The sequence below is a fragment of the Legionella norrlandica genome, assembly GCF_000770585.1.
Classification (GTDB): domain Bacteria; phylum Pseudomonadota; class Gammaproteobacteria; order Legionellales; family Legionellaceae; genus Legionella; species Legionella norrlandica.
On sequence record NZ_JNCF01000004.1, the window covers coordinates 23205 to 38964 of the forward strand.

Below are 15760 nucleotides of genomic sequence, written 5' to 3' on the forward strand. Positions count from 1 at the left end.
TCTTACGGTTTTTATCCTTTTAAAATCAAATGCTTGTTTATCCAAAATGAGAGGATTTATCATTGCGGACACATTCATGTATTTAATCCCAGGAAAAGTCGTACATCGTATTACTTTGCATTACTTGTGCTTTCATTAACTGATATGCCATGATTAATTGAACTAATCAATAAATACATCCAAAATGTATATATCAGTAAAGACAAAATTCTTGCTTTGTCTAATTGTTGCCACAGCCTGGCTAATAGTTTGCTTTTATTTGTCAATACCTTGGTTAAAAGACTTGGCGGTATATATTACAATTATACCAGCAGGCGTCATTGTGTTCTCAATAGCGCTTATACCGGGTTTTATGTATATGTTTCTGGTGGTAAGTTACATAATAGACGCCCGACGAATAAAACCCATCACTACAAACTACCCGGATGTTACCATTTTAATTGCAGCTTACAACGAAGAACAATCAATCCTTTTCACTTTGAATTCATTAAAAAATCAAACTTATCCTGGAAAAATTGATATCATATTGATTGATGACGGTTCCAAAGATAAAACAGTTGAAAGAGCAAGATCATTGGGACTAACAAATTTAACCATTATTAATGCTAATCATGGAGGGAAGGCAGCTGCACTCAATATAGGCCTAGAAAAGACTAAAACAGACTATGTCATTACTATTGATGCGGATACCTATCTGGTTCCTACTGCAGTAAAGGAATTGGTTATCAAACTGCTGTCTGGACCAAAAGGAACAATCGCATGTGCAGGATCTGTGTACGTCAAAAATTCACGACAAACATTAATGACCAAAATTCAAGAATGGGATTATTTCCATGCTATTGCTGCAATTAAAAGGTCACAAAGTCTTTTTCAGGGTACTTTGGTAGCTCAAGGGGCTTTTTCGATTTATGAAAAAAAAGCGTTGCAAGAAGTTAACGGTTGGCCAGAAGTCGTAGGGGAGGATATCGTAGTAACTTGGGCTTTACTTAATAAAGGCTACCGAATAGATTTTGCTGAAAGAGCGATTGCCTTTACTAATGTACCAGCTACCTATACCCAGTTCTTTTTTCAGCGAAGTCGCTGGGCAAGTGGATTATTTGAAGCTTTTTGGCATTACCCAGGTATTTTATTAAGACCCCAATTATCCACCTTTTATGTCTATTGGAATTTATGTTTCATTGTATTTGATACCATTTTTTTCTTTGTATTTATGCCTGGTCTTATTGCGGCGTTATTTGGCTACTACTTTATTGCAGGTCCTATGACTCTTGCGGTTATCCCTTTGGGTCTTATTAACAATATGATCTTTTATTTTGGTCAAAGAGAACAATTTAAGATATGTAGTTTAAAAGTAAGGAAGAACGTTGTCGGTCTTATTCTTTATATATTATTTTACCAATTCATAATGAACCCTGCTGTTATCCATGGTTATTTATCAGGATTATTCCGTACCAAAAAGACCTGGGGTACTAAATAATAATTACAATAAGAGATTCAGACTAATCTCCCCATACTGGTAGGAATAATCCGGTGAATTAATAAATGCTGATGCCTGATGTATATTGGCATAATAGGCAGTGAAAAACAAACACTTGGTTATAGGTCCATTAATTCCTAATCCCCATTGATAAGTTGGACTGGATGTAGTTGTGGAATCAGGATCAGGAGTAATATATTGGCGTCCTACCCCCCCATCCAAATAATAGTGCCATGTAGCTCCTAATCTTCTTCCCAATTTTAACAGGATTTTCTTTTCCATGTATTCATGCGGACTAAAATAATTGGGTGATCTGAATTTATTGGAAAATTCTCTCAAAGCGCCCACTACTGTTACCCCCAAATCGGGAATAATTAATATCGAAGAGGATAAGAAATAACCATCTCTGGAATTGGTATCACTCATATTGAGTTTCGAGTAGGCTCCATTAAATTTTACGTAAGGCAGAGGGTTTAGATTGAGGGATGCACTGTATAAATTATCAGTAATTTGATGGTTAAATGCAGGGAAAGTTTCAATGACTTCTTTTTGGGTAAGTAACTGTACTGAGACATAATCGTTTGGGGTATATGTCCCATCCAATCCCCATAAAAAGGGGTTCCAATGATTACGTTGTGAGGGAGTCATATTAATATACTCAATAGGTTCCATGCGTCCTTTAAAAATTAAGTGACGGGTTGGGCGCAAAATTTGGCCTATATAAAAACCCTTTGCATCCAGTTTAAAAGACTCATGTTGCTTATATCTTATATAATCAGGACCTAAAAACGTTTGAGCTTGTTGACTCCAATAATGAGTATACTCCAGTGTAGTTCTTCTTTTGTTGAAAGTCTCAGAATCCTCAGATACAAAGACAGATGGCATTACAACGTTTGGCCAGGTTGCCAAATTGGTTTGCCATCTTAAATCTAGCAAGTCTTTTCCAAGCCCTGAATTTAAATTTATCTTTGATGTAATAGGGTAATATTTTTCTAATATATCTTTTGTTACATCTGCCCAATTTGCCCATAAAGTAGCTTGAGATGCAGCAATTACGGCTTGAGGAGTAGTAAAATTAAATCCATTTGGAATCATTTGATAGGCGAGTCGTGGGCGGTCATAATAAGCTAGGCTTTTTACTAAACCAGCCAGAGCCAATTCATAATCTGTAGGAGACAATTTATATTGTAGTAACAATCGATATGATTTTTGTGCCCGCACATACCATGCCAACCAGAATTGCATTTTAGCGATACCAAATAATGCCTTTACCTGTTCCGATGCGTTACTGGCTACTGAAAATGCTTGTTTGTAAAAATATAGCGCCCTATCTGGCTTATTCAAAATAGTCATGCTTTCTGCTGCAATCATATCAACCTGGTAATTATCGCCTGAGCCAATATACCCCTTGATCAAACTATAAGCACTTGCTCCATCATTTGTACTGATAAATTGTCTTGCTTGTTGAAGTAGTTGCTCGAATTTAAGCTGAGCAATTTGACTTGTTAATTTTATTTTAATGTCTTCTAATTGTTTTTTCTCACTTTGATTTAAAGAAAATTTCTTTAAACTGAACAACGTTTGATTTGCAGATTTTATATCATTTAACCACACTTGCATTTTTACCATTCCTAACAAAGCCGCTCTTTTGTCAGAATTCTTATCACTAAAGGCAAGCGCCTGCTTAAAATATTCAAGCGATTTTTTGGGATTTTCCATAATAGCCATACTTTGAGCGGCAAGAATATAGAGATGAGGATTTTTCTCTTTATTTAAATGACGCTTAATCGATTCAAGCGCACTTTTACCATTATTCTTATTAATGTAATCCCGAGCTTTTTGCATAGCATCGCTTAATTCAAAATGATAGATTGTATTTAAACCCGTCTCTGCAATGGCCTTATCTTCATTCGATAATTGCATATTAAGTAAAGTCCGATAATTATCGGTAGCTTCAGGATATTTTTTCAGCCATATATTGGTGCGGGCAATTCTGAATAATGCTATCCGTTCAATAACTACATTATTTTCTTTTTTTGCATTTTCATAAGCTATCTTGTAGTGAGTCAATGCTTCAGACGGGTTTTCCTGAGTGGATGCTGTATCTCCTAAAGCAATTTCACTGTTGCTATTATCTTCTGCAGGTTGCAAATTTTTCAGTGCTGTTTTCAACCCGGCATTTGCAATAGCTCTGTCCTCTTCTGACAATTGCATGGCAAGCAAGTGTTGATAAGAATTGACAGCTTCCTGGTATCTTTTTAGCCACATATTAGTCCGAGCAATTTTAAATAATGCTACTCGTTCGATAACCATATTATTTTCTTTTTTTGCATTTTCATAAGCTGCGTTGTAGTGAGTGAATGCTTCAGATGGATTTTCTTGAGCAGCAGCGGCATCACCTAGTGCAATTTCAGTGTTGTCCTTCCCTTCTTCTGTTGGTAAATTTCCTTGTGCTGTTTTTAATCCAGCGTTTGCAATAGCTCTATCCTCTTCTGATAATTGTATAGAAAGCAAGCGTTGATAAGAATTGGCAGCTTCCTGGTATCTTTTTAGCCACATATTAGTCCGGGCAATTTTAAATAATGCTACTCGTTCGATAACCACATTATTTTCATTTTTTGCATTCCTATATGCCATTTCATAATAATTTAACGCTTTAGAAGGATTCTCTAATTCTGAATAAGCATCTCCTAAAGAAATCTCCACATTGTAGTTATCATCAATTTGATTCAGCTTTTCTAGGATAGGTATTGCTTCCATCAGCCTATTTTGTTCAATTAACACCTTAGCTTTAGAGAATTCCTGCCAATAATTACTTTCCGCTCCTGAGTAAGCTAAGTTTATCCATATCTCAAGAAGAGAAATTATTAACCAATTTCTTTTCACGGTATTCTCAAATCCTTTTATCACAAAACTATAAATTATAGTGTCACGTCCCACAGGATTCAATCGGCATTTCCTTGTTATTCGCGTCGAAAATAAATTAAAAAAAGATTAAAAATTATACATATAGGATCAAATTTCGAGATGAATACTAACGTTGCATAGCCCGTTTATTGGCAAGAATAGAAGAGCTCAAAGCTCTCATCCAAGTGAAGGATTAAGCAAGTTACTACGCACCAACCCCTTTGCTTTGATTGTTCTTCTAAAACTTAGTTATCTTGAGTATAATCCCTATCGTACTTTTTATGAGTGGATCTGAATAATGATTCTGTGTATAGATGTAGGAAATTCTCACATATATGGTGGAGTATTTGATGGCGATGAGATTAAACTTAGATTTCGTCATACTTCACAAGTCAGTACCTCAGATGAGTTAGGTATCTTTTTAAAAAGCGTTTTGCGAGAAAATAATTGTTCTCCGGAAACAATTAGGAAAATTGCTATTTGTTCCGTAGTCCCACAGCTAGATTATTCCTTACGGTCAGCCTGTGTGAAATACTTTTCCACAGATCCTTTCTTATTGCAGGCAGGAGTTAAAACTGGTTTGAATATCAAATACAGGAATCCTATTGAAGTTGGGGCCGATCGAATTGCTAATGCTATAGCGGCTATTCATAGCTATCCTAATCAAAATATTATTGTGATTGATTTCGGGACTGCTACTACATTTTGTGCTATTTCCAAACAGAGAGCGTATTTAGGGGGAGCAATATTGCCTGGTGTGAGGCTATCTGTCGATGCCTTATCAAGAAATACTGCAAAATTACCCGCTGTAGAAATTGTGAGAACTGATAATGTGGTCGGTCGTTCTACTATAGAAAGTATTCAATCTGGAGTTTACTATGGTGTTCTCGGGGCTTGCAGAGAATTAATTCAAAGAATACGCAATGAAGTTTTTGAGGGGGATGAAACATTAATTTTAGCAACAGGTGGATTTGCATCTTTATTTGATAAACAAGATCTCTATGATTATCTTGTACCCGATTTGGTTCTACAAGGTATCCGCTTGGCCGCTTTAATGAATAGCTGAAACCTTCCTATTTTGCTAAAGCGTAATTATCATAAATTTTCTAATATCTCCTATCGATCCTGCCTTTAATTTAAAAGCCTGTGGCGTTGGTAAAGCCAAAGTTTTTTGTTCATATTATTTCCTTATAGAGTTCTTTTAAATCATCTTTAAGTTTTCCCCAAGTAACTTATAAAAAAATTATCAAAAAAGTACGTTTTCAGCTTGACGCATGTAGAAATGTGTTCCTATAGTGTAGAAAAGTGGGGTAAAATAATAAAAAAGTGGAGAATTGTGGAGAATGATTCTCCTTTATTTGGGAAAAACCATGTTTCGTGGAATTAATGCCATCACCATAGACACTAAAGGACGCTTAGCTATCCCAACGCGTTACAGAAGTGCTTTGGGTGCAGAAGAGAAAATTCCTTTAGTGGTAACTATTGATACTGAAGAAACATGCTTACTCCTCTATACAGCAGCACAATGGCAAATTATTGAAGACAATTTGCAGAAACTACCTAGTTTCAATGCTGCAGCAAGAAGAATCCAACGTCTGTTAATTGGCCATGCAACTGATGTAGAAATGGATGCTAATGGGCGGGTACTTTTGCCGACAGTGTTAAGAAATTATGCAAAGTTAGAAAAAGATGTCGTGATGATAGGACAAGGAAATAAATTTGAGGTTTGGAATAAAGAATTATGGGAATCCAAGCGCGAGCAATGGCTGACCGAAGAGTCTACCGGGACTGATGGATTACCTGAAGAAATGAAGACGTTCTCTTTATAGCGGAATAAGAAATGGCAAAGCATCAATCAGTCTTATTACATGAATCAATTAAAGGACTGGCTATAAAGCCGGATGGCACTTATTTTGATGGCACTTTTGGTCGTGGCGGTCATAGCCGAGAAATATTAAAGCATTTAAATGATAAAGGTCGGTTGTTTGCAATAGATAAAGATCTCGACGCTGTTCAGTATGCAAAAGATCATTTTGGTCTGGATAAACGATTTCATATATTTCATGGCTCATTTGCAAAAATCAAAGAATTTGCGTCACAAGCAGGTGTACTTGGTTTAGTAGATGGAATTTTACTTGATCTTGGGGTGTCTTCGCCTCAGCTAGATAACCCTGAAAGAGGATTCAGTTTTATGCTACAAGGGCCTCTCGATATGAGAATGGACTTAACCCAATCAATAAACGCTGCCAATTTTATAAATAAAGCGGAGACTAATGAGTTGGCTTATGTGTTTAGAACCTATGGTGAGGAACGTTTTGCAGGCAGGATAGCTAAGGCAATCGTGGATGCTAGAAAGATAAAGCCAATAACAACAACTTTTCAATTAGCAGAAATTATTAAAGAAGCAAATCCTAAATGGGAGAAGCATAAACACCCAGCAACAAGAGTATTTCAGGCAATTCGAATCCATGTAAACCAAGAGCTAACTGATCTAAGTAATTGTTTAGATCAGTGTTTGGATGTATTAGGACCGGGAGGACGTTTGGCTGTTATAAGCTTTCATTCTCTTGAAGATCGGATAGTCAAACAATTTATGCGCGATAAGGAACAAGGGAATAGGCCTCCTGTTGAAGTGCCAATCAGGCATGAAGCCATGAAGACCAATTTTAGGAAAGTAGGTAAAGCAATAAAACCGCAGAGTGAAGAAGTGGAGCAAAATGTTAGATCTCGAAGTGCTGTACTTAGGATAGGGGAGAAATTAGCATGAACGCTGCAGCGAAAGTCATTAACCAAAGTAATATATTTAATGGTCAATTGGCAGATATGCAAATGTCAAAATCACTATATATGTTGGTAGTACTATTAGTAGCTGTACTAGTGAGCGCTTTTATGGTTATTTATAGCACTAACTCCTATAGATTAACTCTAAGTCAGATGCAACAAGAGGAGCAGCAAACTCATTTCTTGCAATTGCAATGGGGACAATTATTATTAGAACAAACGAGTTTAGCTACTCCTGCTCGAGTCGAGGAGTTAGCCATAGAAAAATTAGGAATGACTTTGCCTACTACTAAAAATACTTATTTATTACATCCTCGATAAACAAGTATTTTTAGAACTTTGAAAGAAGCCAAGTATTTTTTCATGCGTAGGCCTTGGAGGTAGGAGAAAATCGTCTCGAAAAGTATTAAGGCTTCATGTACACTTATGACTCATTAATTTTCTCAAATCTATTATGCTGTGCTTAGAAAAACTTTTATGAGTAGTCCTATATGAAAAAAACATACAACCATTTTGCCAGATTGGTCACTGTAGCCGTTTTTTTCTCTTTGATTTTAGCCATTTTAATATGGAGAATGGTTGATCTTACCGTTCTCCATAGACAATTTTTACAAGGTCAAGGTGATGCTCGAAGCATACGCGTTATAGATATACCTGCTTATCGAGGTATGATAACTGATAGAAATGGCACCCCCCTTGCTGTTAGTACGCCAGTCGAATCCGTTTGGGTTAACCCCAAGGAGTTTGCTCCAGATAAGGAGCAATTTATGCGTCTTGCTAAATACTTGAATCTGACCCCTAAAGAATTAAGCAGGAAAATTGTTTATGCCGAAAATCGGGAATTTGTTTATCTACAGAGACAAATACCACCAACATTATCTAAAAAGATAGAAGCTTTAAAAATTCCCGGTATCAATTTTCAAAAAGAATTCAAGCGCTACTACCCGGACTCTGATAGCATTTCTCAATTAATAGGGTTTACCAATGTTGATGATCAAGGTATTGAAGGCATTGAGCTCGCTTATCAAGACTGGCTCATGGGGGTTGTTGGCAAAAAGAGGGTAATTAAAGATCGATTAGGTAGAGTGGTGGATGATCTGGGGATTTTGAAAGAACCGCGTCCAGGACATGAATTAACTTTAAGTATCGATAGAAGATTACAATATTTGGCTTATAGTGAATTAGGTAAGACGGTTGAGGAATTTTCTGCCAAGTCAGGTTCCGTTGTTGTAGTTGATGCGGAAAATGGTGAAATTTTAGCTGTAGCCAATGTGCCTTCCTACAATCCTAATTCTCGTGGTCACTATGATAAAGAAACCTACCGGAATAGGGCGCTTACAGATACTTTTGAACCTGGCTCTGTAATCAAATCATTCAGTATTGCTAGTGCCTTGGAAACTGGTTTGTTTACTCCAGATACAATTATTGATACTAATCCGGGTTGGATGACAGTTCATGGTCGTACCGTAAGAGATATTCACAATTATGGCGTATTAGACGTTACCGGAATTTTGCAGCATTCCAGTAACGTAGGAGTTACAAAGATGGTGTTATCAAGTCCTCCTGAACAATTAATAGGCTTTTTACAAAAATGCGGTTTTGGGCAACGCTCTGACCTGGGGTATCCTGGAGAAAGTGAGGGTGGAATAGTAAAAGCTAAGGACGCTAATCCTTTTGTTTTAGCTACATTAGGGTTTGGCTATGGTTTGTCGGTTACGGCATTGCAGTTAGCAAAGGCCAATTTAATTTTTGCAAATAAAGGGCGCTTAATACCGGTTACTTTGATTCATAATGACACCCCAACCCCAGGGATTCAGGTTATACAACCTAAAACTGCCGAACAAGTATTATTGATGATGGAATCCGTGATGAATAAAGGTACTGGTAAAGCTGCAAGAATCCCAGGTTATAGAGTAGCTGGTAAAACTGGGACTGCACGCGTAGCTGGAAAAAATGGGTATAAAGATAGAAAATACACGGCCAGTTTTATTGGCATAGCACCGGTTTCCAAGCCCAAATTTGTTGTTGCCGTGATTATTCATGAACCTTCGCGTAAAGGGTATTATGCCGCTTCGGTTGCAGCACCTTTATTCGCAAAAGTGATGTCTGGTTCTTTACGATTATTCAATATTCCTACAGATGAACCAGTTGGTTAAAAAGACAGATTGGTCTTTAGCCCAACCAATCTGCGACACATCTTCAGGTTGGGCTAAAGACTAACGTACAGTTGATGAAGCTTTTGGTGAGAGGAAAGAAAATAGGAGTCTTATTCGGTGGAACTAACTCAATTATTAAAACCTTGGCTTAAACAAGACATTGTTAAGTGTGTTGTGAGTGATATAAAAAATGATAGTCGCTTAGTGAAAGAAGGGGATTTATTCATTGCTTACCCTGGTGCTGCTTCTGATGGTCGATTGTTTATAGAGAAAGCTGTTGCTGCAGGTGCTATAGCAGTAGTTTATGAGCCTGATGACTTTCCTTCCTCCTGCACTTTACCTTTGATACTCCCATGTATACCTATTCCGCAATTAGCAGAAAAACTAGGTGAAATAGCCCAGCGTTTCTTCAATAATCCCTCTGAATCTATGGGTTTAACTGGAGTGACAGGTACTAATGGGAAGACTACTATTGCTTATCAGTTGGCACAAGCCCATGATCGGTTAGGGCAGCGTTCTGCTTATATAGGGACTATAGGGCAAGGTGAAATTCATTCTTTAAAACCTTTAGATAATACCACTCCAGATGCTCTTTGTTTGCAAAGATTGATGCATGTGTATAAAGAGCAGGGTATTAAACAGGTTTGTATGGAGGTCTCTTCTCATGCTTTAAGTCAGCACAGGGTTGATTCTTTAAGATTTAATCAAGCTATATTTACTAATCTCACATTAGATCATTTGGACTATCATCACACTATGGAAGCCTATGGTGCTGCTAAGGCTAGATTATTTGAACGAGAAGAACTTGAATGGGCTATTATTAATCAGGATGATAATTTTCATGGCCATATTAGCCGTGTTTTAAAGTTAAACGTAAAAAAAATTACTTATGGCTTACAGCAGAACTGCGATGTTAAAGCAGTGAGATGGAATATGGATATCAAGGGTACAGAAATTGAAGTACAATCCCCATGGGGGAACCATCAGTTAGAGATCAAAGCTTTGGGTGCGTTCAATATCTATAATAGCTTGGCTGTGTATAGCAGTTTGCTTGCTAAGGGGTATTTGCCTGAAAAAGTAGCGAGTATTATGACTCAATTAAGAGCTGCTCCGGGACGTATGGAAATCGTAGCTCAATCTCCTTATGTTCTTGTTGATTATGCCCATACTCCAGATGCTTTAGAAAATGTTCTTACCACATTAAATCAATTAAAAAAAGGACGTTTGTGGGTGGTTTTTGGTTGTGGTGGTGATAGAGACAAAACCAAACGGCCAATTATGGGAAAAGCAGCCAGTTTATACGCCGATCATATTGTCATTACCAGCGATAATCCACGCAGCGAGGATCCTGAAATTATTGTTGAGGAAATTGCGCACGGTATTCCTTCCTCTGTTTTTGTCTCTAAATTGATAAATCGGGAGGAGGCAATTGCTTATGCTTTAAGCAATGCTGAGCGCGACGATATTATATTAATTGCAGGTAAAGGACATGAAGCTTATCAGCAGATAGGAAATGTAAAACATGTTTTTTCTGATCAAGAGGTGGTGAGACGTTTAATAAATAACTAAGCTATGAGAAATGTTTTTGTTACCGGCATTCTCATTGCCCCAAATATCCTAATAATGGATACTTCTTTATAAACTCTGTTTCAAAATAAGTTGCGAAATCGTGACGTTGTTTATGATTTTTACGAAGAGTCAAGAAAGTAGATCGAATATTTTCTGCTTGTTTCAGTTGTAGTGTTTCATTGATGGGGTTATAAATTGATAAAACTAATTCTTTCCAATCTTTGTGGTTATGTTGTATAGGTGGCTTTTCTGGGGTTGCGAATTGAGGGGATGGCAATCCAAGCACCCTGTGTAATTGGTCACTTACAATAGCCACTGCTGCAAATTTCGCCTCTAAGCTATGTCCAGCTATATGTGGTGTACATAGGGTTGCTTTTGAGACAACCCGCTTATCAATGTTTGGCTCATGATTGTAAACATCGGTGCAATAAACTATGGAAGAATTAATGTGCAGAAGTGCTTCTTCATTTACAATACCACCTCTTGAGGCATTAATGATGACGCAGCCTGGTTTTAATTTCTTTAGGAATTCCTCACTAATTAGATTAGTGCTAGGGTAAGGATGATTATTATGTAATTCTGCATGGATGCATAAAAGATCACAATCATAAAGATCTTCAAGAGAACAGCTTTGGAAAGCAGTATTTCTGCTGGCTTTAGGCGGGTCATAGAGACTCAACTGAAATTCGTTTGTTTTTAACCGTTCATACACTTTGGTTCCTACTTGCCCCAAGCCAATGATCCCAGCCATCTTGCCTTTTATAAGCTGCCGCTCTTCTAAATAGGCAATACAGGCCACGACATAATCAGCAACGGAAGTGGCATTGCAACCCTTAGCATCGATAATCTCTATGTTTTGTGATTTCAAAAAATCAAAGTCAAGATGATCGGTTCCACTCGTTGCAGTTGCTATGAATTTTATAGAGTGTTTTTTTAATAAAGTACTATTAACTTTTACAGTCGAACGGCAAAGAATAATATCCTTATTTGCAAGTAACTCAGGAATTTCATCAGGATTATGATACAGAGTCAATGTGAATGGCTTTGGGAAGGCGGCATCTAATCCTGGCAATAAAGCGTCGGCAAGGATATTCATAAATTAAAAATCACACTTAAAATAGATAGGGAACCATAGATGAGGGGAGTAAGAACGTATCCTAGTACATTGGTGAAAATTAAGATAATCAATATTAAGAAACCAAAAGGTTCTATTTTCGAATAAGCAATAGCCTGTCTTGCTGGCAAAAGATTCATTACAACTCTGCTTCCGTCGAGTGGTGGAAGAGGGATTAAGTTTAAAAAGGCAAGAATGAGATTAATCATCATTCCTGCTCGAGCTGTGACAAGCAAGAATAGAGCAGCCATTGAGCTGTGAGGATTCAAGGAAAGTGCTATTTTAAAGCATCCAGCCCATAAAAAGGCCATAATGAGGTTGGCTAATGGCCCTGCCAAAGTCACTAATATCATATCCCGACGCGGTTTACGGAGTTGACTTTGGTTAACTGGAACTGGTTTCGCATAACCAATGACAAAATTAAAATTGGTTATGGCACCAATTAAAAGAGGTAGTACAATTGTTCCAATTGGGTCAATATGCTTTATGGGATTTATTGTTAATCGACCAAACATTTTTGCAGTATTGTCACCACAACGATAAGCAACATAACCATGGGCCAGTTCGTGAAAAGTAATGGCAAACAATACTGGTAAAGCCCAAATACATATTTGTTGGATTAATGTAAATTCTGGCATTAATAATTTTATCGTATTTCAAATAGTTCCTGATTGTAACGAATTATTCTTACTAATAACAAGATTTGATAAATAAATAACATATTTAAGGGTATATTGATAAGTCATCTCTACTCGCTGCATATCGTGGACGAGCCATAGTATACAATTTTAATGAGATTAATGTGCGTCAAAAGCATTTGGTCTTGGCTAAATCAGCAGCATCTTATATGATTCAAACCAATGTAAAAAAGCTCGATGGATCTTAAAAATGACACAATTTGAAGAAACCTCTAATGTAATGAAAAAAATTTGGGTAATAATCGCTTATATTATCCTTATTATGCTTTCATATTATTTTGTGGACAGAACCTTAGCTATTTATTTTCATAGTTTGAATCTTAGAACGAACGTTGCTGTGCTAAATTATTTAACAGCGTTAGGGCAATGGAAATTTTATGTTGCACTATTTTTTATCTTGGCATTATATTTTCATTACCTTCAACGAAATGAAAAATACGCAGTGAGATTTTGGTATTTGTTTGGCTGTGTTCTCATTTCTAATTTATTTGCTTCTGTATTAAAAATAGGACTGGGTCGAGCTCGACCGAATTATTGTTCGACAGCAATAGTTATGGATTTTACTGGTTTCAATTGAAGGATAATTATTGGTCATTCCCCTCAGGCCATTCCATTACGGTTAGTGCTCTGGCTTCGGCTTTAGGGTTTATCTTTCCAAGGTATTTCTTCCTATTTATTGGGCTAGCATTGCTTGTCGTTATCACTAGAGTTATTTTATACCATCACTATCTAAGTGATGTTATGGCAGGATTCTACATTAGCCTGTTGATAGTTGGTTTATTGACACAATACTTAAAAACAAAGCATTATGTAGATAAAATACATTAAACTGAAATTCGGTTCGAAGAAAATAGACTGACTTTGGACTTATAATTTAGGACTCTGGATTCATTCATAAGTCAAATTTATTAAGGGAGTAATTATGGCTATAGAAACGGAATTAAAGAATTTTGTGAAGCTATATGCTGAATTTGATGTAACCAGTGATTGCTATAAATCTCAATTGGATGATCCTACCTTACTAAGGTTGGAAAGAGATTTTACAAGATTTATCAATCAGCAATTATTGTTAGATGGACCAGAGAAAGAGAAAATTATTAAAAACTATAGAAGAATATCCATTCTTTTTCATACCGATCGCATCACCCAATTTTTACCTGAAGTGACTTGGTTAGAAAGGAGTTTATCTCGAGGTAACAATGATGGTGCTTGTTTTAAAATATTAAGTGACTGCTATGAAAAATTAATTTCGCCTGAGAACTTTAAAGATACGGGTTTAGAAGATATAAAAAATAAGGACGAACTTAAGAAGTGGTTGGAAAATTTAAAGTCTAAGGCAAGTACTTTTTCAAGTCAAAGTTTTTTCGATAGTTTAATTAATTTATTGGAGCAATCCAGTGGTTTCTTTGATGAAGTTGGGCACATAAAGCCAAAAGGGCTTAGAGTGTTACTGCGGTTTATTCCAATGGTTTTTGCCAGTTACGGAACTTTTATTTTTGCGGAAGAATTATTAGCTATCTATGCACTCTATTTTATTTTATTAAAAGGCGGACAGTATCTCGAGGGTACCAGTTCAAGTCAATTAAAAAAGGTTGGCTCCACATTACAAGAAATTAGTATAATTACTGCCACTGCATCAACTACATTGCTGGTTCGGTTGTTGGAAATGACTTTTTGGGCATCCCGCCAATTTCTTGATGTGAGTCTGCAACTTGGTTCTACCATTTTCAAACCAATCTTGCCGGTCTCCGTGACTGGAGCAAAGTCAGAATCTGAAACTATAGCTAATTTATGTAAAGAATTAATTTTGGCTAGTCAAAACACCAGCACAGGAATTCAATTTAAAACACCTGAGCTAAAAGTGCTTTCTGCTCCTCTTGAATCTTATCTTGCTCTAAATGTACAGCAGTTTTTGGGTGATTGGAGATTAGGTAGACCGAAACGTTTAAAAGTAGAAGCCTTTTTATTCAATATGAGAGTATTAGATTCTCTTCCCAATTCTCTGGAAGAAAAATTGATAGAGGCTCAAAAAGAGCTAGATAAAATAAAAGAAGACACCAAGATTTGCACGAGTAAAACTGCAGAAGCAGTAGCACAAACTCAGCAAATCCTCTCTATGCTGCAAGAGCCGGATTCTATGCCATTGGTTGTTTACGAAGGACCATATTAATTTTTTCCCCCCAGAAAATCCCTGGATTTTATGAAGGTTTTTCTGGGATAATGGTTTAATTAAAAACAACCCCTTGAATTTGTACCCGTATCTCTGGCAAGATGCAGACTGATTTGATATTCCAGTGAGGAACCATGAAAATACTCGTGGCTGTAAAACGTGTGATAGACCCCTATGTTAAAATCCGGGTGAAATCGGATAATTCAGGGGTTGAAACTCAGAACATCAAAATGGCAATGAATCCTTTTGATGAAATAGCTATTGAAGAAGCGTTACGTTTGCGCGAAAAAAATTGGGCAACAGAAGTAGTTGCTGTGAGCATAGGTCCTGATAGTTCGCAAGAAACACTCAGGCATGCTTTAGCTTTAGGTGCAGATAGAGCTATTTTAGTACGAACAGAAAAAACGTTCGAAAGCCTTAATATAGCAAAGATTTTAAATAAAATAGTAGAGAAGGAAAAACCCAATTTGATTTTGATGGGCAAACAGTCGATTGATGGTGATAACAATCAGACTCCACAAATGTTAGCTGCTCTTTTAAATTGGCCTCAAGCTACTTACGCTTCAAAAATAATTGTTAATCAAGAGCAACTTGAAGTAGTCAGGGAAATTGATGGCGGCTTGGAAACCATCAAGGTACAGTTACCAGCAGTAATTAGTACAGATCTTCGTTTAAACGAACCCAGATATGCCAGTTTGCCCAATATCATGAAAGCGAAACGCAAACCCCTTGACATCCTTGAGTTGGATTCGCTTGGACTGCCTCTGAAACCACATATTGAAATAGTAAAGGTTAATGCACCAGCAACAAGAAGCGGGGGGGTAATACTTGATTCTGTGGCTGCATTGTTGGACAAATTACAACATGAAGCCAAAGTGCTTTAAAGGA

Annotated in this window: 12 protein-coding genes and 1 pseudogene; 10 read left to right on the forward strand and 3 right to left on the reverse strand. The window is 36.8% G+C overall.

Going from position 1 to position 15760, the window contains the following annotated elements; genetic code table 11:
* Nucleotides 1–322 precede the first annotated feature (322 nt).
* Nucleotides 323–1477: a glycosyltransferase family 2 protein gene (locus OK13_RS01745; RefSeq protein ID WP_206538878.1), complete on the forward strand. Its 1155-nt coding sequence runs from the start codon at nucleotides 323–325 to the stop codon at nucleotides 1475–1477.
* Nucleotides 1478–1480: 3 nt separating this feature from the next.
* On the opposite strand, the gene OK13_RS01750 is transcribed toward OK13_RS01745, so the two are convergent.
* Complete coding sequence (locus OK13_RS01750) at nucleotides 1481–4363, reverse strand: tetratricopeptide repeat protein (RefSeq protein ID WP_160264725.1); 2883 nt, start codon at nucleotides 4361–4363, stop codon at nucleotides 1481–1483.
* Between the two features lie 319 nt (nucleotides 4364–4682).
* Here OK13_RS01750 and OK13_RS01755 point away from each other — a divergent pair, with 319 nt between their 5' ends.
* The 6 genes from OK13_RS01755 (at nucleotide 4683) to OK13_RS01780 (ending at nucleotide 10890) form a co-directional block, all read left to right on the forward strand.
* Nucleotides 4683–5450 (forward strand): type III pantothenate kinase, encoded by a 768-nt coding sequence (locus tag OK13_RS01755; RefSeq protein ID WP_035887080.1) that lies wholly within the window; start codon nucleotides 4683–4685, stop codon nucleotides 5448–5450.
* Nucleotides 5451–5754: 304 nt separating this feature from the next.
* Entirely contained in the window at nucleotides 5755–6213 is a 459-nt protein-coding gene (mraZ, locus tag OK13_RS01760) for a division/cell wall cluster transcriptional repressor MraZ (protein WP_035887152.1), read from the forward strand.
* Between the two features lie 11 nt (nucleotides 6214–6224).
* Nucleotides 6225–7151: a 16S rRNA (cytosine(1402)-N(4))-methyltransferase RsmH gene (gene rsmH, locus OK13_RS01765; RefSeq protein WP_035887082.1), complete on the forward strand. Its 927-nt coding sequence runs from the start codon at nucleotides 6225–6227 to the stop codon at nucleotides 7149–7151.
* Nucleotides 7148–7486, forward strand: coding sequence for a cell division protein FtsL (gene ftsL, locus OK13_RS01770; protein ID WP_035887084.1), 339 nt, complete (start codon nucleotides 7148–7150; stop codon nucleotides 7484–7486). Before rsmH ends, ftsL begins: the two co-directional genes overlap by 4 nt.
* Before the next feature lie 170 nt (nucleotides 7487–7656).
* A complete protein-coding gene (locus OK13_RS01775; RefSeq protein WP_035887088.1) occupies nucleotides 7657–9321 on the forward strand; it encodes a peptidoglycan D,D-transpeptidase FtsI family protein in 1665 nt (554 codons plus the stop codon).
* A 117-nt stretch (nucleotides 9322–9438) separates the two neighbouring features.
* Entirely contained in the window at nucleotides 9439–10890 is a 1452-nt protein-coding gene (locus OK13_RS01780; RefSeq protein ID WP_035887090.1) for a UDP-N-acetylmuramoyl-L-alanyl-D-glutamate--2,6-diaminopimelate ligase, read from the forward strand.
* Nucleotides 10891–10921: 31 nt separating this feature from the next.
* Here the strand turns inward: OK13_RS01780 and OK13_RS01785 are convergent, their stop codons facing one another.
* Together OK13_RS01785 and OK13_RS01790 are read right to left on the reverse strand one after the other, a co-directional pair.
* Nucleotides 10922–11986, reverse strand: a complete 1065-nt coding sequence (locus tag OK13_RS01785) for a 4-phosphoerythronate dehydrogenase (protein WP_035887092.1) — start codon at nucleotides 11984–11986, stop codon at nucleotides 10922–10924.
* The gene (locus OK13_RS01790) at nucleotides 11983–12642 is read right to left on the reverse strand and encodes a site-2 protease family protein (protein WP_035887094.1); all 660 of its coding nucleotides are present in this window, start codon (nucleotides 12640–12642) and stop codon (nucleotides 11983–11985) included. The genes OK13_RS01785 and OK13_RS01790 overlap by 4 nt, the downstream gene beginning before the upstream one ends.
* A gap of 250 nt (nucleotides 12643–12892) precedes the next feature.
* Here OK13_RS01790 and OK13_RS01795 point away from each other — a divergent pair.
* The 3 genes and pseudogenes from OK13_RS01795 (at nucleotide 12893) to OK13_RS01805 (ending at nucleotide 15756) form a co-directional block, all read left to right on the forward strand.
* Nucleotides 12893–13530 (forward strand): annotated as a pseudogene (locus OK13_RS01795) (phosphatase PAP2 family protein).
* A 94-nt stretch (nucleotides 13531–13624) separates the two neighbouring features.
* Nucleotides 13625–14872: a hypothetical protein gene (locus OK13_RS01800; protein ID WP_035887095.1), complete on the forward strand. Its 1248-nt coding sequence runs from the start codon at nucleotides 13625–13627 to the stop codon at nucleotides 14870–14872.
* 134 nt (nucleotides 14873–15006) lie between these two features.
* On the forward strand, nucleotides 15007–15756 hold the full coding sequence (locus OK13_RS01805; protein WP_035887097.1) for an electron transfer flavoprotein subunit beta/FixA family protein: 750 nt from the start codon (nucleotides 15007–15009) through the stop codon (nucleotides 15754–15756).
* Nucleotides 15757–15760 lie beyond the last annotated feature (4 nt).